The organism is Kitasatospora gansuensis (assembly GCF_014203705.1).
In the GTDB taxonomy this organism is placed as follows: Bacteria; Actinomycetota; Actinomycetes; order Streptomycetales; family Streptomycetaceae; genus Kitasatospora; species Kitasatospora gansuensis.
Genome location: NZ_JACHJR010000001.1, coordinates 478,620 through 497,685, shown reverse-complemented (window position 1 = coordinate 497,685; position 19,066 = coordinate 478,620). Strand labels below are relative to the sequence as shown.

General features: G+C 70.9%; 19 protein-coding genes. 8 read left to right on the top strand and 11 right to left on the bottom strand.

Annotated elements, in window-relative coordinates:
* The first annotated feature begins 118 nt into the window (after positions 1 to 118).
* Positions 119 to 565, top strand: a complete 447-nt coding sequence (locus F4556_RS02340) for a nitroreductase family deazaflavin-dependent oxidoreductase (protein ID WP_184911220.1) — start codon at positions 119 to 121, stop codon at positions 563 to 565.
* A 6-nt stretch (positions 566 to 571) separates the two neighbouring features.
* Here the strand turns inward: F4556_RS02340 and F4556_RS02335 are convergent, their stop codons facing one another.
* The 4 genes from F4556_RS02335 to F4556_RS02320 all read right to left on the bottom strand — a co-directional run bounded on the left by F4556_RS02335 (position 572) and on the right by F4556_RS02320 (position 3,249).
* Complete coding sequence (locus tag F4556_RS02335) at positions 572 to 1,126, bottom strand: MepB family protein (protein WP_184911218.1); 555 nt, start codon at positions 1,124 to 1,126, stop codon at positions 572 to 574.
* Positions 1,127 to 1,145: 19 nt separating this feature from the next.
* Positions 1,146 to 1,697: an FHA domain-containing protein gene (locus tag F4556_RS02330; RefSeq protein ID WP_184924197.1), complete on the bottom strand. Its 552-nt coding sequence runs from the start codon at positions 1,695 to 1,697 to the stop codon at positions 1,146 to 1,148.
* Between the two features lie 118 nt (positions 1,698 to 1,815).
* Positions 1,816 to 2,127 carry an NIPSNAP family protein gene (locus tag F4556_RS02325; protein WP_184911216.1) on the bottom strand — a complete coding sequence of 104 codons (312 nt, stop codon included), beginning with the start codon at positions 2,125 to 2,127 and terminating at the stop codon, positions 1,816 to 1,818.
* A 147-nt stretch (positions 2,128 to 2,274) separates the two neighbouring features.
* A complete protein-coding gene (locus tag F4556_RS02320) occupies positions 2,275 to 3,249 on the bottom strand; it encodes a D-alanine--D-alanine ligase family protein (RefSeq protein ID WP_184911214.1) in 975 nt (324 codons plus the stop codon).
* Positions 3,250 to 3,572: 323 nt separating this feature from the next.
* On the opposite strand from F4556_RS02320, the gene F4556_RS02315 reads away from it, so the two are divergent.
* From F4556_RS02315 to F4556_RS02305, 4 genes are all read left to right on the top strand, one after another.
* The gene (locus tag F4556_RS02315) at positions 3,573 to 6,023 is read left to right on the top strand and encodes a hypothetical protein (RefSeq protein ID WP_184911212.1); all 2,451 of its coding nucleotides are present in this window, start codon (positions 3,573 to 3,575) and stop codon (positions 6,021 to 6,023) included.
* A 42-nt stretch (positions 6,024 to 6,065) separates the two neighbouring features.
* A complete protein-coding gene (locus F4556_RS37805) occupies positions 6,066 to 6,284 on the top strand; it encodes a CPCC family cysteine-rich protein (RefSeq protein WP_246510950.1) in 219 nt (72 codons plus the stop codon).
* The gene (locus F4556_RS37800) at positions 6,265 to 6,564 is read left to right on the top strand and encodes a barstar family protein (protein ID WP_246510949.1); all 300 of its coding nucleotides are present in this window, start codon (positions 6,265 to 6,267) and stop codon (positions 6,562 to 6,564) included. The genes F4556_RS37805 and F4556_RS37800 overlap by 20 nt, the downstream gene beginning before the upstream one ends.
* Before the next feature lie 152 nt (positions 6,565 to 6,716).
* Positions 6,717 to 7,196, top strand: coding sequence for a transposase family protein (locus F4556_RS02305; protein ID WP_313068113.1), 480 nt, complete (start codon positions 6,717 to 6,719; stop codon positions 7,194 to 7,196).
* A gap of 47 nt (positions 7,197 to 7,243) precedes the next feature.
* On the opposite strand, the gene F4556_RS02300 is transcribed toward F4556_RS02305, so the two are convergent.
* Positions 7,244 to 7,612 (bottom strand): VOC family protein, encoded by a 369-nt coding sequence (locus tag F4556_RS02300; RefSeq protein WP_184911210.1) that lies wholly within the window; start codon positions 7,610 to 7,612, stop codon positions 7,244 to 7,246.
* A gap of 415 nt (positions 7,613 to 8,027) precedes the next feature.
* Here F4556_RS02300 and bla point away from each other — a divergent pair, with 415 nt between their 5' ends.
* Positions 8,028 to 8,972, top strand: a complete 945-nt coding sequence (gene bla, locus F4556_RS02295; RefSeq protein WP_313068112.1) for a class A beta-lactamase — start codon at positions 8,028 to 8,030, stop codon at positions 8,970 to 8,972.
* 69 nt (positions 8,973 to 9,041) lie between these two features.
* Positions 9,042 to 10,571, top strand: a complete 1,530-nt coding sequence (locus F4556_RS02290) for a hypothetical protein (RefSeq protein WP_184911206.1) — start codon at positions 9,042 to 9,044, stop codon at positions 10,569 to 10,571.
* A gap of 23 nt (positions 10,572 to 10,594) precedes the next feature.
* Here the strand turns inward: F4556_RS02290 and F4556_RS02285 are convergent, their stop codons facing one another.
* The 4 genes from F4556_RS02285 to F4556_RS02270 form a co-directional block, all read right to left on the bottom strand.
* On the bottom strand, positions 10,595 to 13,285 hold the full coding sequence (locus F4556_RS02285) for a caspase, EACC1-associated type (RefSeq protein WP_184911204.1): 2,691 nt from the start codon (positions 13,283 to 13,285) through the stop codon (positions 10,595 to 10,597).
* Positions 13,286 to 13,291: 6 nt separating this feature from the next.
* The gene (locus F4556_RS02280; RefSeq protein WP_184911202.1) at positions 13,292 to 13,672 is read right to left on the bottom strand and encodes an effector-associated constant component EACC1; all 381 of its coding nucleotides are present in this window, start codon (positions 13,670 to 13,672) and stop codon (positions 13,292 to 13,294) included.
* Positions 13,673 to 13,802: 130 nt separating this feature from the next.
* Positions 13,803 to 14,822, bottom strand: coding sequence for an LLM class flavin-dependent oxidoreductase (locus tag F4556_RS02275; RefSeq protein ID WP_184911200.1), 1,020 nt, complete (start codon positions 14,820 to 14,822; stop codon positions 13,803 to 13,805).
* A 195-nt stretch (positions 14,823 to 15,017) separates the two neighbouring features.
* Positions 15,018 to 15,824: an exodeoxyribonuclease III gene (locus F4556_RS02270; RefSeq protein ID WP_184911198.1), complete on the bottom strand. Its 807-nt coding sequence runs from the start codon at positions 15,822 to 15,824 to the stop codon at positions 15,018 to 15,020.
* A gap of 254 nt (positions 15,825 to 16,078) precedes the next feature.
* Here F4556_RS02270 and F4556_RS02265 point away from each other — a divergent pair, with 254 nt between their 5' ends.
* Complete coding sequence (locus tag F4556_RS02265; RefSeq protein ID WP_184911196.1) at positions 16,079 to 16,861, top strand: GntR family transcriptional regulator; 783 nt, start codon at positions 16,079 to 16,081, stop codon at positions 16,859 to 16,861.
* 80 nt (positions 16,862 to 16,941) lie between these two features.
* Here the strand turns inward: F4556_RS02265 and F4556_RS02260 are convergent, their stop codons facing one another.
* Positions 16,942 to 18,102 (bottom strand): ROK family protein, encoded by a 1,161-nt coding sequence (locus F4556_RS02260; protein ID WP_184911194.1) that lies wholly within the window; start codon positions 18,100 to 18,102, stop codon positions 16,942 to 16,944.
* 229 nt (positions 18,103 to 18,331) lie between these two features.
* A complete protein-coding gene (locus F4556_RS02255; protein WP_184911192.1) occupies positions 18,332 to 19,000 on the bottom strand; it encodes a class I SAM-dependent methyltransferase in 669 nt (222 codons plus the stop codon).
* Between the last annotated feature and the right edge of the window lie 66 nt (positions 19,001 to 19,066).

Here is a 19,066-nt window from a genome sequence, read left to right as displayed (position 1 = left end):
GCCACCGCGCGTCCGACGCGAACACGCGGGTGGCACCGATAGGGTGCTTCAGCTGGGAGGTGTCTCCGGGCGGCGTGGGAGGCACCACACTTCATGACGCGACGACGGGGTGAACGCGATGCCTCTTGAGGGCGAGTACGAGCCGAATCCGGTGCAGTGGGTGCGCGATCAGGTCGAGCTGTACGAGAGTTCGGGCGGCACGCAGGGACTGACGCTCTGGGACACGGGCCTGCCCGTCGTCATCCTCACGACGCGCGGCGCGAAGAGCGGCAAGATCCGCAAGAGCCCGTTGATGCGGGTGGAGCACGAGGGCCGGTACGCGGCCGTGGCCTCGAACGGTGGCACCCCAAGTCACCCGGTCTGGTACTTCAACGTCACGTCCCACCCGCACGTGGAGCTCCAGGACGGACCCGTACGCCAGGACATGACGGCCCGTGAGATCACCGGGGACGAGAAGGCCGAGTGGTGGGAGCGCGCGGTCGCCGCGTATCCGCCGTACGCCGAGTATCAGCTGAAGACCGACCGGGTGATCCCCGTCTTCGTGCTGGAGCCCGCGCGCGGGTAGGACGTCCTACCGGCGGTAGAGCCCTCGGGCGCGGGCGGAGTCGATGGACCCGTCCCGGGGCAGGTGCAGGAAGTAGTCCAGCTGCCACGCCTGCGCCGTGCCCGCTTGGCGGTTGGTGGTGGTCACCCAGGGCGGGTAGACGCGGAAGGCGCGTTTCCCGCCGGAACCCTCTGCCGACACGACACCGTGCCGGCGGAGCGCGTCCATGGGAATGACGAACTGGCCGAGGTGGTGCCGGTCGCGGGTGCTGATGACGAAGAGGTCGACGGGGTCCGCTGCGTCGAAGGGCTGGATGGGACCGCCCGGGGACCTCTTCCATACGGTGACGAACTGGCCGACCTTGGTAGGGGTCGTCTTGGCTGCGCGGAACCGGATGGACAGTCCGTCAAGGGTGAAGGAGTGGGCGGCGTATGCGGCACTCTCGGCTTCGGGGACCGGCTGCGAGCAGGTGAACCCGCACGGGTCGTAGACGAGGGCTTTCACCGCGAGGAGATCGCTGTGGACCGGTGCGGTGTCAGGCCACGGTGTGAATCCGGTGGGGTGCTCGCGGTTCGTCGCCATTCTCAAAGGACAGCTTCCGTCAGTCCGAGACCAGCTGGAAGGCCAGCCGTCCGAACCGTACCTGGTCGCCGGCCCGCACCAGTACGGCGCCCGCCACCCGCAGCCCGTTGACGTACGTCCCGTTGCTGGAGCCGAGGTCCTGGAGCACCCAGCCCTCCGGCTCCCGTCGCAGCTCCGCGTGGAAGCGCGACACCGAGGCGTCACCGAGCCGAAGGCCCGAGCCGGTCTGCCGGCCGATCACCAGCCGCCCGGCACCCGGGCCCGGCAGTCGCAGACCGGGCAGCTGCTCCGTCTCCCAGGTCCGCGCCAGCCGGACCTTGAACGCCGACAGCCAGGCCACCCCGCGCAGCAGCGCCCGGGCGAACCGCCCGTACGAGTGCAGGTCGGCCACCACCGTGGCCAGTTCGGCCCGGCTCCTGGCGGTGAGGACCAGTTCCATCCGCCGCACGAACGTGTCGTGCGAGAGCTGCCCGTTGCCGACACCCTCCCGGAGCACGTCCAGCACCTGGTCGCGGTCGGCCTGCGACGGCCTGGCCGCCAGCTGGGCGGTGCGGAACTCTGGAGCGGTCATGGTCAGATTGTCGACGCCCCGGCCCGGGCTGTCCAGAATCGCGAGCTCCATCCCTTCCCCGCTGCCGGGGCGGTGACGGAAGGTCAGTCCGCACGCCCCCGCAGCAGCAGGGCGTCGGTCACTTGCCGGTGTCGAGGGGCTTCAGGAAACGACGTTCGTAGCGCCTGATGCACCCGGTGGTCCGGGCGAGTTCGAAGGCTGCCATGCACTCGGGGTCGGTGAAGCTGGCGGTGCGGTACTGCTCGTACTCGGCGAGGCTGCCGAAGGAGAAGAGCGCGTAGGCGATGTCGCTGTCCCCCTCGCTCGGGAGGAAGTAGCCGTGGTGGTTGCCGCCGAAGCGGTCGACCAGCTTGACCCAGCGGCGCCCGTACTCCTCGAAGTCCGCCAGCTTGTCGGGGTCGATCTCGTACTTCAGGTGCACGGTGATCACGTACGGACTGCCTCTCGGTGGGCCGGCTGGGGATGACGACGATCCGATCTTGCTGGCAGGGGGAGCCTCCGCACCAGCGGCGCGAGCGCCCGAAGCCGTCGATATCCCGCCAGCGTCCGAGACGCCGCCGAGGCCGGTGACGTTCGGTCAGCCGGCGTAGCGGGTGAGGGCTGAGGCGATGATGGCGGCGGCCATGCCGTTGTCGGCGGCGAGGCCCGCCACCACGGAGGCTCGGTGGGTGGCGCCGTCGCGGGGGAGTCCGGGGAGTCCGTTGACTTCCAGGAGGTGGAGGCCGCCGTCCGGGGCGAGGCGGAAGTCGGCTCGGGCCATGTCCCGCAGGCCGAGGGCGTCGACGGCCAGTCCGGTCAGGTGGCGGGCCCGGCGGGCGATGTCGTCGGGTACCGGGGCCGGGACTTTGAGGTGTTGCCAGCGGGTCGGGTCCTGCTTGAGGTCGTAGTCGAAGGTGCCGCCCGCGGCGGCGGTGGTGGGCATGGTGGTCTCCGCGACGGGGAGGGGCCCGCCGGCTGCGGCCAGGTACGGGACGGTGATGTCCCGGCCGGGTACGTACTCCTCGGCGATGACCCCGTCCGGGTACTCGACGAGCAGGGCCGCGGCCAGCGTGGCGGCCTCCTCCGGCGTGTGGGCAAGGGAGTTGACCGTGATGCCCTTCGAGCAGGACTCGAAGTTCGGTTTGACGATGACGGGATACGGCAGACCGCTCAGCTCCGTCGTCGCCGCGCCCGGGGTCAGGAACACCGAGGGCGGGGTCGGCAGGCCGGCCTGACGCAGGGTGACTTTGGTGCGGTGCTTGTCCAGGGCGAGCGCCAGCGCGCCGGGGCCCGAGCCGGTGTAGGGCAGGCCCAGCTCCTCGTACAGTTCCGGGAAAGCCGACTGCCGCCACGGGCCGCTCCAGCCTTCGGCCAGGTTGAACACCAGGTCGGGACGGTTGGCTCCGAGAACGCCGGCCACCTCGGCGAGCGCTCCGGACACTTCGAGGGCTTCGACGGAGTGCCCGAGGCTGGCCACCGAGGCCAGCAGGTCGTCGAGCTCCTGCCGGGAGGTGAACCCCCGCTGATCCGGTCCCTCGGACGACCTCAGGTTGTGAGCGACAGCTATCCGCACCGATGACCTCCAGGGAAACCGCTTGCCACGGGTGGTCATCCCTGCCCACTCCCGCCGGTCACAACCTGGCTGGCAGTCGAACAGTTGAGCAGATGTTGTGCCGGGGTCACTTCCGCGGCTCGCTGCCGGGCACAGTGCCGCTGGAGTACCTGGTGGACTGCGCGGCGACGACGTCGGCCCTCGCCGCGCCTGCTCGCGGACACGCTGAGCAGTATGACTTTGGGCTGAACCCCGGCCGCACGCTGCGCGCCCTGGGAGACTCCTGCCAGGGACGGCGCCTGCGGCAGGAGCGGCCTGCGGCGGCGGGTTCGTGGAGGCTGCCTGTGGATGCGGACGCACGCCAAGGTTCCGGCTGGAAGGTCGCGTTGCCCTTGCTGGGTGCGCTGGTGGTCCTGCTCGGTGGGTGGGTCCCGCTCCAGCTCATGTGGGCGTTCGGGGAGCGAACCGACGGCGTGCCGGGCCTCTTTGCCTTTCGCAGCGCCACCTGGGGGGACGGGCTGCTCCTCCCCGTCCTCGCGTTCTGTCTGATCGGCTGGATCGGGCAGCTGTCGCAACCGCCGGGCGGGCGCCGGCCGACGCTGCTGGCTGCCGCAGCCGGAGGAGTGGCCGGTGCGGCTCTGATCGCGGTGTGGGTGGCCGATCCGTCGCCCGAGTCGAACTGGACTGCCCCGCGCCCGCACCACCTCAACACGGCGGGCGTCTGGCACGCCGTGTTCCTGGTGGCTGCCAGTGCGTTGTTCGCGGGTCTCTGGGTGGAAGTGCTGCGCAGGCTGCGTCATGCCGAACGCCCTGCCGAAGGGGAGCCGCCGGAGTCCGACGGCCCGGATCCCTTGAGGTCGATGCAGGCGGCCGGTGCGGTGGGCTGCACGGTGGGTTTCGCCTGGCTGGCCGGGATCGACTCCGCCCGTGCGGCCGGCACCTCGTCGGGGGCGGGGTCCGTCGCGGTGCTCGGTTTCGCTGCCGTGTCGCTGACGGCCTGTCTGCTGTGGGCGACTCGGGGGCGGCCGGTGAGCGCCGCGGGTCCGCTGGCGGCGGGAGCGGCGATCGCGGGTGCGGTGGTGGCGTTCTCGGCGGTCCACGGACGGGCCGATGCCCTGGTGTACTGCGTGCTCGTCGGTGCCCTCGGTGCCGGATTCTCGCTGAGCTGGTCGGCCCGCCCGGGTGATGACGCGGTCGGCCAGGAGGCCGTGGGTGTCTGCGCGTTGTTCGCCGCCCTCACCCTGCTGGTGTCGGTTCGCGACCTCGGAATTCTGCAGACGGTGCTGATCCCGGTTGCCGTGTTCGCCTTGGCGGCGGTCCTGCGGATGGCCTGTTCTCCTGGCCGCCCGCTCAACGCCCGCTATGTGGCAGCCGGAGCGATCAGTGCCTCCCTCGAAGCGCTGTGCGTATTCGCGCTCTGGCTCCACGACCACCAAGGGCGCGGCTACATCACCGCCGGGTTCATCCTGACTGTCGTGGGTCTGCTGCTCGGAGGCGTGTTCCTCCCGTCGTTCAAGAAGGACTTCGAGGAGCTGATGGAGGTCGAAGGCGACGTCGACCGCAGCGTGGCGGGCGCTGGGGCGGGTGCGGAGCAGTACGCGGTGGCCAAGAAGGCGTGGTGGCCGCTGCTCGGGTTCGCGGTCGCCGCCTTCATGTCGATGCTGGCGCTCACCATCGCGCTGGCTCCGTCCCTGGGATGGGCAGCAGGAATGGCGCATCCCGGCGTGCGTGGCCCGGCCGTGGTGGCGGTCGTCCTTCTGCTCCTGGTCGCGCCGGCCCTGGTTGATGTGGGTCGGGCTCTGGAGAAGCATCACCCCCGACCGACGGTGGACATGGACGTGCGCTCGGGTGGCGTGTGGTGGTGCCTGGCAGCGGGAGCAGCCGTGTGCCTGCTGATGGTGCTCGTGCTCCCGTGGAAGCACGGCTGGGACTGGCTGGCCGCCGTACAGGCCTTGTTGCTGGCCGCCTTCTCCCTGCAGACCGTGCTGGGCAACGGCGCCTGGCTGCACCTCGGCCAACTGCAGTGGCCGGCGAAGTGCGCGGCCGGCTCGGTGTTCCTGGCCGTCGGATTCATCGGTTACTGGTCGTTGACCGATGCCGTCCGACCGGGCTCGGAGTCCAGTGTCCCGGGGTTCGCCGTCGCCGCGCTCGGTGGTGCCTTCGTCTCGGCGGCCGTGCTGACGGTGACGGGCACCGCCGTTGTCTACGCAGCCGGTGGTTGGTACTACCGCACCGACTATCCACCCGCCCGCAACGCGGCCCAGGACTGCCTGCTGCTCGGATTCCTGTGGCTGACGTTGGGTTGGCTGCCCCAGTTCGTCCTGGCGAACGTCCCCGCGTCCGCGCCCGAACGCTGGGCCGCGGTGGGTACGGTGCTGGCGGGCTTCCTCTTCCTGTTCGTTCCCGCCTTCCTGTGGACGCTGGAGAACAACGACTCCCACGTGGAACGACAGCGGCGTCGCACCAACGAGCTGCGACAGAGCGGTGACACCCCTGCCGCCCCGCTCTCCCCGGACCTCACGGGCGGGCTCGCCACGGCCCAGTCCTCGGCGGCAAGGTTGCGCTCGCTGCCGGGCCGCATCGCGCAACTCCTGCGCTCCGTCCGGGCCGGCTCCCGCCCCGCATCCGAGGTGGACGAGGAGGAGGTGTTCATCCTCCGCCTGGCCGGCCACACTGCGGTCCAGAACTCTCTGGCCCTCGGCCTCACCGCAGTCTCGGTCGTCGGGGCGATCGGCGTCAGCGCCGGCATGGACCAGAAGGCAGTCGGCGTCGTCGGGCTGTCCGGCGCGGGCTGATTCACTGCGCGCCCGACCTGGTGTCCCGAAAACGAGTCGCCGATGGTCAGGGTGCCGGGCCAGACTCTTGAGGTGGAGGACGGGTGGCCCGGTTCGCACGTCATCTGCCCGGTCTGCGTCTGGGAAGACGACTCGGTTCAGTTCCGGTGGCCGTTCATGGCGGGCGGCGCCAACAGGACCTCGCTGGTCAAGGCCCAGCGCAACCTTCAGGAGTTCGAGGCTTGTGATCAGGAGGCGGTTCGTGCGGCCGCCGGCCGTTGATGAACTAATGGACCCCCGTTGGCGCCTGATCGACCTTGCCACGGACTTTTTCGAGGACTGGGAGTTCTGGGACGCGATCACCGGCCTGGTGGAGGTGCCCAGCGAACTGTCGTTCCTGCACTGGGACGAGCTGGCACGCCACGTGCCGAAGGCAGCAGCCATGCTCCGCCACCAACTGGCACGGTACGCGCGCCAGTTGGCCGACGGCGAAGCGGGCGTCCGGAGCATCAAGGTCACTTACAGCCGGCCCGGTGAAGATCCCCTTCCAGCCTCGGAGTGACCGTTTCCCGCTGCAGGTACTCGCGTTGGCAATCTCCGGGTGCTTACGGACATCCGCCCCCATGTTGGCGGTCCGGTCTGTGGGAAGTCACAAGATCGTCTCTGTGGTGGGCTGGACCGGCGGCCTCCCGCACGGCGGCCAGGAAGATCGCGGTGCGGGGCGGGGAGGTCGTCCTGAAGGCGAACCGGCCGAACTACTCCGGCAAGCATCACCGTCACGGCCTGCACGTCCTCGCCCTGACCGACGAGAAAGGCCGGCTGATCCGGATATCCGCTGCCCGGCCCGGCCGCACCCACGACATCACCGCCGCCCGCCGCGACCACCTGCCGGCCCACCTGCGCGCCGCCGGCCTCGGCGCCCTGGCCGACCTGGGATTCCTCGGCCTGGACGACGATCCGGACAACCCCGTAGGCGTCACCGGATTCAAGGCCACCCGCGCCCGCAAGCTGACCCCCGGCCAGAAGGACGCCAACCGCGTCCTTCCGGCCGGACGCGTCCCCGTCGAACGCGGCTTTGCCCACCTGAAGAAGTGGCGGATCCTCACCAAGCTCCGGACTGACCCCGCCCGCGCCACCCACCTGTTTCGCGCGCTGCTCGTCCTGACGAACATAGAGGTCGCTGCCGACAATTGATCTCCACCGCAGGTAGCCCACGATCAGCACATGCCCCCGGAACCGCGTCACCGGGCCGGGATCGGCTGAGTGAGGTTCACCGGGTTGCCGTCGGGGTCCTTGATGTGGGCGACGCGCTGTCCCCACGGCATGTCGTTGGGGCCGCCGCTGACCGAGCCGCCGAGCGCCTCCACCCGGGCGAGCGTCGCGTCGACGTCGTCGACACCGATGCTGAGCAGGATCCGCGGCGCCGCCCCGGTCCCCGGGTCCTCCTTGGCCACCAGCCCGAGGTCGGTGTCGCCGATGCGCAGGCCGAGGTAGAAGGCCGGGCCTTCCGCCGGTACCCGGAAGATCTCCTCGGCGCCGAACAGTTTCGTATAGAAGCCGAGCAGAACGTCCTGGTCGGCAGTCAGGATCACGGGCTGGATGGTGGACATGGCACTCCTGTCGAGAACGGAACTGTCGCTGGGTAGACCGTTCGAGGAGGGTGAACTCATCGGCAACACCACCGCGCCGGACGATCTACAACACAGACTGCCGCCCACGACCAGCACGAGCACCCCGAAACGAGGTCACGCCACCCCGCTGACCAGCCACGTCAAGATGGCGGAGCATCAGGGTGGTGACCTTCGTCGGTGGCCCGGCCGACGGACGGATCGAGCGCCTGCCGTTGCCCGAGGCGGTAGGCAAGGTCACCATCTCCGGTGATCTGTCGGAATTCGCCACGGTCCTCGTCCGCTGACGGCCTCCGGTCGGATGAGTGACGGCCCGTCACCTGTGAGCCGAACTGATCGGGCTGCCGGAGCGTCCTGTTCTCCGAAGGATCGTCGTCGAACGGAGGAGGATGTGATCGTGGAGAACTTCGGAGGACGGCCGAGCCGCCGCGCGGTGCTGGCGACGGGGGCCGCGCTGGCTACCGCTGTGTCCACGGGTGGGACGGCGCACGCGACAGGCGGCGATCGAACGGCCCGGGCGTTGGCCGATCTCGAGCGGGAGCACGGCGCCCGGCTGGGGGTCTTCGCGCGGAACATGGTCACGGGCAGGACCGTGGCGTACCGCGCCGACGAGCTGTTCCCGGTCTGCTCGGTGCACAAGACGATCACCGCCGCCGCCGTCCTGCGCGACCTCGACCGGAACGGCGAGTTCCTCGCCAGGCGCATCCGTTACACCGAGCAGGACGTCACCGGATCGGGCTACGCCCCGATCACGGGCACGCCCGAGCACCTCGCGAACGGGATGACCGTCGCCGAGCTGTGCGCCGCCGCCCTCGACTACAGCGACAACGCGGCCGACAACCTGTTGCTCCGTCAGCTCGGCGACCCCACGGCGGTCACCCGCTTCTGCCGGTCCGTCGGCGACCGGGTGACGCGGCTCGACCGGTGGGAGCCCGAGCTGAACTCCGCCGAACCGGGGCGGGTGACGGACACCACCAGCCCGGCTGCGATCGGGCGCACGCACGCGAAACTGGTGCTCGGGGATGCGCTCGCGCCGCGGGACCGGCGGCAGTTGACCGAGTGGCTGCTCGGCAACACCACCAGCGGCGCGCGGTTCCGTGCCGGACTCCCGGCGGACTGGGCGCTGGCGGACAAGACCGGCACTGGCCGCCACGGCACCACCAACGACGTGGGCATCGCCTGGACCCCGGACCGGACGCCGGTCGTGCTGGCCGTGCTGTCCACCAAGCCGGACGCCGCCGCTCCGGCTGACGAACCCCTGGTCGCCAGGACCGCCGCCCTGCTCGCGGCGACTCTCACCGGTCCGTCCGGAAGGCCTCCGGGGCATACCGGCAGTCGATAGGATGCCCGCCAACGCCATTGCACGGTAGGCGAGTTCCGACGAATCCCGGGGGGGATCATGGCACTTGGCATGGAGATCGAAGTGGCCCGGCCGCTGCTCGCGCTGGACGGGTCGAACCTGGACGGTGACACCGAGGTCCTGCTGATGCCGGGTCTGCTGAAGCTGGTCAGCGACCTGCGGAGCCTGGAGCAGGGGGACCAGGAAGTGGACTACTCGAACGCCGAGTTCGTCACGGTGCACTTCGACCAGCACGCGGGCACGCTTCAGGAGGCGGAGGCGCAGCTCGACCAACGCCTGCACGCGGTGGCCCTGTTGATGGATGACCTGTACCAGGACGAGGCCAACCGGGCGCTGTCCGCCGCGGTGCGCCAGGCCACAGCCACCGCGTACGAGACCTTCGCGACGGCCCGGTTCGATCCGGCGGTGCTGCGAGCCATCGGCGGGGTCCAACTCCCGCAGGACGCGCTGGTCGCACCGCGGACGTACCAGGTGCCGAACAACGAGCTGCGGATGCTGATCCACTACACGGTGGGCATCGCCCCCGAGAAGCTCGGCCCCGCGCTCACCGCCCTCGGCGACGCGGCCCGGGACAAGAGCAACGTCGGGAACTCGGCCAAGCAGCACGCCCAGCGGGCCCACGCGGTGGCTCAGGAGTGCTTCGGGCTGGTCACTCCGGGGGCGGTCCACCCCGACCACGTGGCCGAGTTCGAGGGGTTCCTGGCCCTGGTCTTCGTCCAGGTGGCCGGCTTCGCCGACATCGTGGCCGACTCCGAGCCGGAGAGTTCGGACTCCGAGCAGCTGGAGGCCGCCGCGCAACCGAAGAACTACCTGGTCGTGCTGTCGCGGGTCCCGCTGCGCACCGTGTACGACGCGCTCCACGCCGACGTACGGGCCGCGCTGCACACCCATGCGGACGCGATCGAGCAGCGGATCGGCGACCGGATCATCCCGGGCTTCAGTGACGGCGACTCGCGTTACCTGGAGGGCCTGGCCGAGGTCACCATCAAGGAGTACCTGCGCTCGGCCCTCGGCCACTTCGCGGCCGTCGACCAGGAACGGGTGTTCGGCGGGATGAACGAGACCGGCCTCGACCCGACGGTGCACGGCGAGCACGACCCGGACCCCGCCGTCGGGCGCGGGATCCCGGTGGAGCTGCGCCTGCACGGCACCCAGCGGCCCAGCTGGGACGTCTTCGCCCGCGAGGCGAAGGCGCTGCTGGGCTGGTCCCGGCAGCACGCCGGGCTCTCCGACCGTCCGATGGAACTGACGGCCGATCACTGGCTGGCCTCGGTGAACCACCTCCTGGACGCGTACGAGCACAGCGTGGGCAAGGTCACCGGCCACCTCGCGCTGACCGCACAGGAGTCGGTGCTCGGCTTCAACTGGCAGGTCACCACGCTCAATTCGCAGATCGCGACCCTGCTACGGGCGTACCCGGGCTTCCCCACCCGGGAGCGCGGCACCGGCTGGCAGCCGACGGCGCTGGCCGACTTCGGCTGCGTCACCCGCTTCGTCGGGCTGACCGAGCTGGTCCGGAACCGGATCGAGGGCTTCACGCCCGACCCCTTCCCGCTGCCGGTGCAGCCCTTCGCCTTCTGAACACCGAAGACACGGGCCCCGGTTCAGGTCTCCGGGGCCTCCCAGACGAACGGAGCGAGCTCGCGTACGGCAGGCCAGCGGGGGGAGCGGAGGAGTTCGGCGGCCTGGGTCATCGAGGCGCGGTCTACGGTCACCTGCCAGGTCCGGTCGGTGAAGTACTTGGCCTCAAGCCTGGCGATCGTTGCCCGTAGCCGTCCGGCCTCCGGACTGGCGAAGTGGACGCCGGAAAAGTCCAGGGCGGCCCGAGCCTCGGTCAACTCGCGTGCCCGCTTTGGTAGTTCACGGGTTCGACCACGCAGTTCCCGGACGCTGACGTGCAGGAGCTGATTGGCGTCGATGTCCAGCATTACTTCGATCAGCGGGGTGTGCCGGGGGTGCCGGGGCAGATCCGACAACTCGAGCACGGCGAGGGTCCTGCCGTCGGCGGCGGTCGGACTCTCACCCTCCACGATGTGGACGGTCATGGCGGGCTGGCCGCTCCGGCTCGGCGCGGCGAAGGCCCACCTTCGCACGGGGATGGTGGTGTTCCGCTCGATCAGCTTCCGCACGGTGCCGTCGTGGGTCTCGAAGCCGAGCGAGGTCGAGAGGACGTCGAGGAGCAGCACGTCCTTGACGGCTCCGCCCAGGACTCCGGCTTGGAGGGCGGCCCCCGTGACGATGCCTTCGGGGATGATCCCGCGATAGGGCTGGCGGTCGCCGGTGAGCCTGCGCAGCAGTTCACCGATGGCGGGCATCCGGGTGGCTCCACCGGTCAGGATCACCTGGTCCAGCTCGGAGTGCCGGATGCCGGCGTCCCGGATGGCCTGTTCGACCGGTCGGCTGCAGCGTTCCAGCAGGTCCCGGGTCATGGCCTCGAACTCGCTGCGGGTCAGGGTCTCGTCGAGGTGTACGGGGGTGTCCGCCACGCTGGTCAGGTAGGGCAGTCGGATGGTGGTGCTGCTCGCGGAGGACAGCTCGATCTTCGCCGCCTCGGCCGCCTGCTGAAGCCGCTCGCGGGCCAGGACGTCCCCAGTGAGGTCCACGCCGTGGTCGTCCAGCACCCGGCGCAGCAGGTGCCGGACGATGCGTTGGTCCCAGTCGTCCCCGCCGAGATGGGTGTCACCGCAGGTGGCCTTGACCTCCACCACGCCGTCGCCGATCTCGAGGAGGGTGACGTCCAGGGTGCCGCCGCCGAGGTCGAAGACCAGGACACTGGCGTCCTCCACCCTGCTCAGGCCGTAAGTGAGCGCCGCGGCCGTCGGTTCGTTGAGCACCCGCATCACGTTGAGTCCGGCCCGGTTGGCGGTCTCCACCAGCGCGGCCCGCTGGACCAGGTCGAAGTTGGCCGGCACGGTCATCACCGCCAGGCGGGGTGACTGGCCGGTGTACGCCTCGACGTCCTCCCGCAGCCGCCGCAGGATGTGCCCCGCGACGTCCTCCGCCGTCATCCGCACCCCGCCCGGGGCGATGGTCCATTCGGTGCCGAGCCTGAGCTTGACCGACCGCACCGTGGACTCGGGGTTCGCGATCGCCTGTCGTCTGGCGGCGGTGCCCACCAGGATCTCGCCGTCCGCCGTGACGGCCACCACGCTCGGTGTCGTGAGGGCGCCCTCGGCGTTGGGGATCAGGCGGACGTCCTCGCCGGCCAGCATCGCGATCGACGAGTTCGTCGTACCGAAGTCGATGCCCACCACCGGACCGGAGGTGTCCGGGGGCCGGTGCGGAGCGGAGGGGCGGGTCGGACGTGCCGTGGGAATCTCACCCAGTCCGCGGTCGTGCCACAACTGCCGTGCGCGTCGGGCCACTTCACGGTCCTCGTCGGCGATCAGCCCGAGCAGCGCCGCCCGCGCCGTGTCCCGGGTCGGTTCGCGGACGCTGCCGAGCAGTTGCTCGACGAGGTGGAGGGCCCCGATGCGCTTCCAGGGCTGGACGTCGAGGACCGCGGCGCGCAGCTCGGCGAGCCGGTCGACATCGCCGTGGCGGGGGCTGCGGGCCAGGTGGATCGTGCCCTGGGCGCTGTCCACGCTCAAGGTCGGGGTCTGGCCGGCGATGCTCCGCCGGACCTCCTCGTGGACGTACTCGTAGAGCTCGTCGACGGAGACGAAGCCGTCACCGTCCAGGTCCGCGGAGCCGTCCCGGAGGCCGCGCACCACCGCCGAGGTGAACACGGACGGCTGGGCGGGGGTGCGGCTGAACCGGACGTCCTGGACGCCCTCGTGGGCGTACTGCAGGGCGGTGGAGGCGGTCAGGACGACCCGGCCGTTGCCCGCGAAGGGCTCGGCGATGTCGACGGTGGGTGTCCCGGCGTCACGCCGCAACGCGTTGAGGGAGAACGCCCCGCTGTAGCAGCAGTCGAGCAGGACGACGATCCGCCGGGACCGGCTCTCGCCCATGAAGCCGCCGACCGTCTCGGCCAGGACGGCGGTGGCGCCCGGGTAGTCGCGCTCGGTGTCGCGCATGACGAAGTACAAGCGGTTGCGCAGGTCCTTCCACCCGTGCAGGGACAGGTGCAGCAGGAGCAGGTCGTCGCGCCCGGCCCGGGTGAAGAAGGACTCCAGCGCGCGCATGGCCGCGCGCTGGCCGACGTCGACGAGGGTCTCGACCTCGAACTCGCCGATGTCCGGGTCGCTCAGCACCGCTTCCAACTGCGTGGCATCCGCGGCAGCCGCCGGCAAGGGGGCGAAGTGGTCGTCGTCGTACGTGCCGTTGGCGATGATCAGCGCCCGGTTCGCCATCGCGGGTCACTCCCCGTGGCGGCGGAAGAACTCGTCCAGCGCGCGTTGCTGCACCTCGTCGGAGGTGGCGGTCAGCTCGATCTCGTCGTCACCGAACCTCAGCCGGACGGTCCCCGCACGTCGGCGGCCCAGCCAGCCCTGGACCAGGCCGACCAGCGCGGGCAGCAGCGCACCGCTGCTGCCGAGACCGATCAGTACCGCGCCCAGCTCCAGGGCACCCGTGCTGCGGGCGCCCGGAGGCGCCGGGGCCTGCGACGCCCGTTCGATGCTCGACAGGTCGAGTCCGCGCAGTTCGTCGATCAGGTACTGGAGTTGCTCCTCGGTGTACTCCGGGTCGTCGTCACCCGTGTCGAGTACGAGCCAGACCGAGTTCTCCGCTGACGTCACGGTGCTCCACCCTTCACCCGAGTCCGCGCTCCCTCCCGGGCCGGGGATGGGGCTCACGAACTGAACACGACGGTATTGCGGTACACCCGGTGACGATACTTCAGATGGGCGGGTCGGGGACGGTGTCGGCTCAGGCGGCCGGCTGCCAGCCGAGGGCGGGGGCGAGTCGGGTCGCGATGTCGGTGAGGATCTGTACGTAGTCCTGGTGGCCGAAGCTGAAGGGCAGCGCGAAGACGACCTCGTCGACCTCCCGGAACGCCGCGTGGGCGTACAACCGCTCGGCGATCTCGGCGGACGTGCCCACCAGGTCCGGCGCGAACATCGTGCGGGCCGGGCCCTGTGGGGTGGTCGTGCGCGGGAGCCGGTTCCGGGCGTAGTCCAGGTACTTCGCGCGCTGCTCCGGCGAGGCGCTGTCGGTGGGGATGACCACCAGCCCCTGGGACACCCGGGCGCGGGCGCCCTCGGGGTGGTGGGTGCGGAAGGCCTCGATCTGCGAGCGCTGGATCTCGGCGAAGTCTTCCGACTGCTCCGCCCGCACCACGTTGCTGGTCAGCAGGTTCAGCCCCTGCTCACCCGCCCACCGGGCCGAGCGCAGACTCCCGCCGCCGTACCAGATGCGGTTCGGCAGGCCGGGCGCGACCGGCTGGACCCGGTCGGAGTACACCTCGATGCCCTCGACGCCGCTGAAGTCGGTGGCGGGCTCGCCCTTGACGAAGCGCAGCAGCCGCTCGACCCGCTCGTAGCCGAACTCCTCGGACTCGGCGGTGTCCGGGTACAGCGCGGGGGCGACCTGATCCCAGTGGCCGGGCCGTCCGACGCTGATGCCGGGGTTGAGCCGGCCTCCGGACAGGATGTCGACGGTCGCGAGGTCCTCCGCCAGGCGCAGCGGGTTCTCCCATCCCAACGGGATGACCGCGGTGCCCAGTTCGATGCGGCGGGTGCGCTGCGAGGCCGCCGCGAGCACGGCGACGGGGGACGATATCCCGTACTGGAGGTGCCGGTGCCGCACCCAGGCGCCGTCGAACCCCAACTGCTCGCCAAGCTCGATGAGTTGGAGCGTCGACTCGTGCCCTCGGCCGGGATCGGCGGGGTCGAACAGCCCGATGGTCAGGAAGCCCAGCTTGCGAAGGGGCTGCGAAGGCGAGGGCACCGGGGTCCTCCGTTCTCCGCGACGGGCCGGACGAGGTGCGGCGCGGTTCGACTGACACGGCCGGGCGATCACCGGGCGCCCGGCCACATTCACACGCGGCCGGGCGACGATCAAGAGGTGCACCGGAAAGGCCATCGGGGGCAATACGCCCGTGACATCCCCGCAGCAGCCCGGGCCCGGTGTCCAGGCCGCGGGTCAGTCGGTGTCGAGATCGAACTCGGCGGTGACGGGTGCGTGGTCGCTCCAGCGTTCCGCGTGGGTGGCGGCCCGTTCGACGTGGGCCTTGACGCACTTGGCGGCGATTCCCGGGGTGGTCATCAGGTAGTCGATCCGCCAGCCCGAGTCGTTGTCGAAGGCGCGGCCGCGGTAGGACCACCAGGAGTAGGGGCCCTCCTGGTCCGGGTGGAGGGTGCGGACCACGTCGACGTAGCCGACCTCGTCGAGGACTCGGGTGAGCCAGGCGCGTTCCTCGGGAAGGAAGCCCGCGCTCTTCTGGTTGGCCTTCCAGTTCTTCAGGTCGGCTTCGCGGTGGGCGATGTTCCAGTCGCCGCAGACGATCACCTCGCGGCCGTCGGCCTCGGCGCGCTTGCGGAGTTCGGTGAGGTGCACCAGGAACTCGGCCATGAAGCGTTCCTTCTCGTCCTGGCGCTCGGTGCCGACCTCGCCGGAAGGGAGGTAGAGGCTGGCCACCGTCAGGCCGGGCAGGTCGATTTCGACATACCTGCCCGAAATGTCGAATTCGGCGGAGCCGAAGCCGATCACGGACCGGGTGGGCTGCTGCCGGGACAGGATCGCCACGCCGGCCCGGCCCTTGCTGGCGGACGGCGCCCAGACGGCGTGCCAGTCGGTCAAGTCGCGTAGCTCGGCCGGGAGTTGCTCGGGCTCGGAGCGTACCTCCTGGAGGCAGATCACATCCGCCTCGGTGGTCTCCAGCCACTCCAGCAGGCCCTTCTTGGCGGCTGCCCTGATCCCGTTCACGTTCACCGAAGTCACCTTTGTCACCCGGGAAGGGTATCCGGCCGGTCGGGCCCGGGCGTGCTGGGGCGTGCCGGGTCGGTTCGCGTCGTGAACGGTTTGTGAAGTCTTGTTCGGTCGTCGTCAGGCGGTGCCATTGGTCTTGACCATCTCCGCGACCACCCCCTAGGGTCCTTACTGCAAAGACCTTTAATAAAGAAGGACGGATAAAGCCCGCCCCTCCCACCTGCCGGAACATCGGGAGCGGGGCAGGCCCGGCGTCTTTCAGGGTGGAGGACACGGTGGCGCAGGGACAGCTCGCGGCAGTACCGGAGCCGAAGTACTGGCACCTGCGCACGGTGCTGGTGCGCACCATCGACGCGGAGTTCTCCACCGGTCAGATCCTCCCGAACGAGCGGGAGTTGGCTTCCCGGTTCGGCGTGGCCCGGGCCACCCTTCGGCAGGCGCTCGACCAGCTGGAGCTGGAGGGCCGCCTGGTCCGCCGCCGTGGCATCGGCACCCTGATCGCTGCCCCCCGGGTCGGCGTCCCGGTCAGCCGGCGCGAGGAGGGCTGGCCCGGGGCCGCCCGCAGCCAGTCCTGGCGCAGCGTCGACTGCGTGAGCGCGCCGGCCTCCGCCCAGATCGCGCTGGCGCTCGGCATCGCGCCGGGGGAGACGGTGCACACCGTCCGCCGTCTGCGGCTGGTGCAGGGTCAGATCATGGCCACCGAGTCGCTGCACGTGCCGGATTCGGTGCTGCCGCAGCTGCCCGCCGTCCCGCACGTGGTCGGCGGCGACGGTGAGCCGGCCCGTTCGGTGCTCCGGCGACTGGAGCGGCTCGGCATCGACGGCGAGTCCCGTTCGGTCGAGCTCGGTGTCGCCGAGGCCGACCAGGCCGTCCTGCTGGAGCGTCCGCCGGGCACTCCGGTGCTGATCGTCACCACCCAGTACGCGTCGGCCGGCCGCCTGGTGGGGCTCGCCGTCTCGACCTACCGGGCCGACACCTGCAAGCTCACCTTCGGCGAGACCGGTCTGGTCGAGGTCACCCCGGTCGAGGCCCAGCAGCCGGTCGGCGCCGCTTCCTGACAGGCGTCCTGACAGCGTGACAGTGCCCCCGTCGTCCGGTCCAGGACGACGGGGGCACTGCGCTGTCGAGGGACGTCGGGTCAGCGCGCCGAGACCCCGGGGGAGTCCACGGCGAACAGCTGCTCCTCGACGGTGTCGAGGGCGACGCGCAGCGCGCCCATCGCCACCACCTCCTCGCCGAGGGCGGCGAGCACCACCTCGGGGGCCCGGAGGCAGTAGAGCTCCAGCTGCTGGCGCAGCGGTTCCAACACGCCGTCAAGGCCGGCCGCCCAGCCGCCGACCACCACGATCTCCGGGTCGAGGGCCAGCACCAGCGCGGCGACGTCGTGCACCAGCCGGCGCAGGAAGCGGTCCATCGCCACCTGGGCCACCTGGTCGCCCTCGCGGGCCAGCCGGAGCACCCGGGCCACCGCCGCCTCGTCCAGCGGGTCGAGCGGTTTGCCGGTGGTGGAGAGCAGTCGCTCCGGGGTGGCCTCCTGGCCGAGCAGGTGCAGGGCGCCGATCTCGCCCGCCGCGCCGCCGAAGCCGCGGTGCAGCCGCCCGTTGATCAGTGAACCGGCGCCGGGGCTGAGCCCGGCCATCACGAAGACCAGGTCGCCCTTGCCGACCGCCGCGCCCTGCCAGTGTTCGGCGATGGCGGCCAGGTTGGCGTCGTTCTCGATCATGACGGGGCAGCGGAACGAGCGGCGCAGCCGTGCTCCGAGGTCGAGGCCGGTCCAACCGGGCATCGCGGTGCCGAGCTTGACGGTGCCCTCGCGGTCGACGATGCCGGGGCTGCCGACCGCGACCGCCCAGAGGCTGTCCCGGGAGACCCCGGCCTTGCGCAGCACCTCGGCGACGGTGGTGCGGGCCAGGGTGAGCCGTTCCTCCGGGTCGAGGGTCTCGGCCGCGCTCTTGGCGTGGCTGCCGAGCACCCGCCCGGTGAGGTCGGCCAGGATGACCCGGATCTCGTGCACGCCGATCTCGATGCCGAGGATGTGCCCGGCCTCCGCGCGGAACCTGAACCAGCGGGCGGGGCGGCCGCGCTGGCGGCCGCTGTCCTGGGACTGTTCGACCTCGGCGACGAGTCCGGCCTCGATCAGGCCCTCGATCACGCCTTCGACGGTGGGCCGGGAGAGCCCGGTGTCGCCCACCAGCTGGGTGAGCGTGACCGCCTGTCCGTCCCGGAGCGCCCGCAGGGTCACCGCGGCGTTGATCCGACGCAGCAGCGAGGAGTCTCCTCCGGTGAGCCGATCCGCCAAGTCGCTGCCCTTCCGCAGATCGCGCGACAGCAGTGGCGCGCGTACCGAGTGCGCGGAGACGTTCGTGCGCGCCCCCGCGTGATGAGCCGACCGGGCAGCGCGACACGGGGTACGGGCGCCGGAGGGCGTGAGCCGGATGCTACTCGGCGGGCCTTCGAGCCGCGAGCATTTCCGCAGCTCATCACCTGTTCGGTATGAAAACGGTACGTAGCCCCGCCGGTCGGCGGGTTCAGCTTCCCAAGCGCCACACCGTCGTGGTCTTCACCGGACGGTCCTCCAGATCGGCCGCCGTCGGCACCTGGTAGACGGCCACCGAGCCGAACGCGGCGCGGGGCAGGTACGCCCGGCCGGGGTCGCCGACCAGGACCACCGCACCCCTGGCGGCGGCCCGGGTCAGGAAGGGCAGCACCCGTTCGGCCATCGCGCGCTCGTAGAAGACGTCACCCGCAAGCACGACATCGGCCGGTGCGCCGTCGCCGTCCAGCAGGTTCTCGCAGCGGGCGTCCACGGCCACGCCGTTCGCCTCGGCGTTGATCTGGATCGCGGCCACCGCGTAGGCGTCGATCTCGGCCGCCGTCACCCCGGCCGCGCCGCGCAGTGCGGCGGCCACCGCGACCAGGCCCGAGCCGGCCGCCAGATCCAGTACCTGACGCCCGGCCACCAGCTCCGGGTGGTCCAGCACGTACCGGGCCAGCGCCTGGCCGCCCGCCCAGGCGAAACCCCAGAACGGCGGCGGCAGGCCGATCTCGCCCTTGGCCTGCTCGGTCCGCTCCCAGAGGCCGATCGCCTCGGCGGCCTGGTACAGCTGCACTTCGGGGACGAACGGCACGGGGGCGAGAAGGGTCTGCGCCCGGATGAATGTCTGGAGGTCCGCGGTGTCGACAACGGCTGAACTCATGCTCTGCCTTCCCACTGCACCAGACCGGCGCTGGCTGCCCAGACCCTACGCCACCTGACGGGGCGT

Excerpts from the sequence above, each read along its gene's own strand:
- F4556_RS02335 (WP_184911218.1), bottom strand. The coding sequence starts at position 1,126 with ATGGCGACGAACCGCGAGCACCCCACCGGATTCACACCGTGGCCTGAC.
- F4556_RS02340 (WP_184911220.1), top strand. The coding sequence starts at position 119 with ATGCCTCTTGAGGGCGAGTACGAGCCGAATCCGGTGCAGTGGGTGCGC.
- F4556_RS02290 (WP_184911206.1), top strand. The coding sequence starts at position 9,042 with ATGGAGATCGAAGTGGCCCGGCCGCTGCTCGCGCTGGACGGGTCGAAC.
- F4556_RS37805 (WP_246510950.1), top strand. The coding sequence starts at position 6,066 with ATGGTCAGGGTGCCGGGCCAGACTCTTGAGGTGGAGGACGGGTGGCCC.
- F4556_RS02330 (WP_184924197.1), bottom strand. The coding sequence starts at position 1,697 with ATGACCGCTCCAGAGTTCCGCACCGCCCAGCTGGCGGCCAGGCCGTCG.
- F4556_RS02300 (WP_184911210.1), bottom strand. The coding sequence starts at position 7,612 with ATGTCCACCATCCAGCCCGTGATCCTGACTGCCGACCAGGACGTTCTG.
- F4556_RS02285 (WP_184911204.1), bottom strand. The coding sequence starts at position 13,285 with ATGGCGAACCGGGCGCTGATCATCGCCAACGGCACGTACGACGACGAC.
- F4556_RS02255 (WP_184911192.1), bottom strand. The coding sequence starts at position 19,000 with ATGAGTTCAGCCGTTGTCGACACCGCGGACCTCCAGACATTCATCCGG.